Below are 2435 nucleotides of genomic sequence, written 5' to 3'. Positions count from 1 at the left end.
CTCGAGATGCTCTCGCTCGAAATTGGCGAGCTGGGCGAAGCGGGGTTTGACCTCAGCCTCACCGGCTTTGACGAGTTCGAACTCGGCGAGTTATCCGCCGAGAGGACCCAAGGTCGGACCGATCCCGACGATGCGCCAGAGCCTCCCGCGCACCCGGTCGCGGAGCCGGGCGACTTATGGGTGCTCTGCCGTCATCGATTGCTCTGCGGCGACAGCACAGTGGCGACCGACGTTGAGCGCGTGCTCGGTGGTTTCGCGCCGCACCTTATGGTCACCGACCCACCCTACGGCGTTAATTACGACCCGGCTTGGCGCAATCAGGCCGGCGGAGATGGATTCGAACCATCGGTACCCCGCAAAATTTCTTGGCTGCCCCGTCGATCCCCCCAACTCACCTTCCGCAATATAAACCGGCCTCCCTCGCGACAGGGGCCGATGGTTCGAATCCATCTCCCTCCAGCGGCGAGTCCGGGATTGAAATCATGGCGGGAGGCTATCGGCAATCGCTTGAGCTTGTCGATGCATTCATGGGTGGCGGCCAGAGCTCGCGCCATCGGATGCCAACCGTTAGCCCGAGCGGCGGGCTTGTTGGCGCATTGCTATCGGCCGCTGCGCAGGCTGGCTCGCCCACGCGATAGAGCGACAAAAGAAAGGCCGATTGATCCGGCCATCCTCGGGAAGTCGGACTGCCCGCCGAAGCCTTTGCTCACACGCATGGCGACCGTTTACACAACCTGAACGAGCGCCAGGCTGGCGGTGCAAAAAAGTGGCGTCGGAGAAGATCCGACGCCGCAGTTTGCAGACTTGGCACAGGGAGACAAAGGCCAAGCCGACTTACCATGTCGTATCTTGGTCAACAAATTGCCAGGCCCGCGACCTTAGGTCTCGGCTATGCCGGCCAGCTCAAGAGATTCGAGACACCCTAGGCAGCAGATAGTGGAAGCCAGGCCTTACTTCGCTGTCCGATGCTTGACAGAGACGGTACCATCGGCCCCAGGCAGAACACCAATTCCTGACGTTTGGTATACGGAGCCAATTCAGCAGTCTCATCCCATCCGGACGACCCCAACATGACGCGCTCGGCCGGAACACCGGTATAAGCCCCGCCGCCGCGTGGGAGGACCAGGAACCCGCGGTGGGGGCAGAAGTTCACCGCATTCAGTGGGCTATACATGAATTGGAAAAAGGTGACCTGGGGGTTGGGCTTGCGGCTTAGAGATGCTGCAAAAGGAGATAGATAATGAGCCCGGCCATACGGACCGAAAAAGATCCGGGACTCCGTGCCGACGCGCTGGGCCTCGTTGAATCGGTAATCATGGGCGTGGCCGGAAGCGGGCCGGCCTATAGTGTCGCCGTAAGCACGGCAACACTGATCGCCGCCGTCGGCGTGCTCGCACCGGCAAGTCTGCTCTATTGCAGCCTTATCATGTTCGGTGTCGTCTTCGCCTTCCGCCATTTGAACCGCCTGGACGTGAATGCCGGCGCCTCCTACGCCTGGGTTGCTAAGGTTTTTGGGCCAGCGCTTGGGTTTTTCGCCGGTTGGTCGGTGATCATCGGTTCGATCTTGTTCATGGTCTCTGGCACCCTCCCCGCTGCGACCGCGACTCTAAAGTTGTTCGTGCCCAGTCTGGTCGACAATCAGAACGCCGTTACACTGGTTGCGTCGGGATGGTTGGTGGTTATCGGCGGTGTCGTCGCGAAAGGGATCAAGCTCACGAGCTATACACAGATTGTTTTCACCGTCGTGGAAGTCGGTGTCTTGGCGCTGCTGATTGCGCTTGTCGCCATGTGTTACCCTTCTGCCCCGGCGCATGCGTTTTCTTTTGCGTGGTTCACCGGCGCGGACTTTACCCCGAGCCTGTTCGCGGGCGGTGCCCTGATCGCATTGTTCGCCTTCAGCGGCTGGGACGTTACGGTCAACCTCAACGAGGAAACGCGCGACGGCGCGCGCATCGCTGGGCGCGGCAGCATTGTCGCGGTGGTGATCGTCTCCGTACTTCTGGTTGGTTTCGGTGCGCTCGCGCTTCTCTTACTCAGCGACGCGGAGATTGAGAGCGCCGGCATCAACATCGTCTTCGCGGTGGCAGAGAAACTGCTCCCGGATCCCTGGGATTATGTCGCGGTGATCGCCGTCATGCTAAGCACGGTCGGCACGCTGGAAACCTCGATCCTACAATTTACGCGCACCATGTTTTCCATGGGCAGAGACAACGCGCTTCACCAGCGCTATGCGCGACTGCATCAAACCTATCGCACGCCGTGGCTCCCGACGGTGCTGATTATCGTGCTCGGCCTCGTGCTGCTCTTTTTGTCCTTATACTTGCCAGGCATCAAGACGGTCATCGCTGATTCGATCAATGCCATCGGGATGCAGATCGCCTTTTACTACGGACTGGCGGGACTTGCCTGCGCCTGGTATTTCCGCAGGCAGGCGC

General features: G+C 60.2%; 1 protein-coding gene and 1 pseudogene. Both read left to right on the top strand.

The genetic code is table 11. The features are described from left to right. A pseudogene (locus tag VNX23_RS11480) lies at positions 1-738 on the top strand (hypothetical protein); the annotation flags it as partial. Positions 739-1240: 502 nt separating this feature from the next. Next, on the top strand, positions 1241-2435 hold a 1195-nt coding region (locus tag VNX23_RS11475; protein WP_325630081.1), incomplete at its 3' end, for an APC family permease.

Source organism: Bradyrhizobium sp. (assembly GCF_035570375.1).
Taxonomy (GTDB): domain Bacteria; phylum Pseudomonadota; class Alphaproteobacteria; order Rhizobiales; family Xanthobacteraceae; genus Bradyrhizobium.
This window is presented reverse-complemented; position numbering and strand designations above follow the sequence as displayed.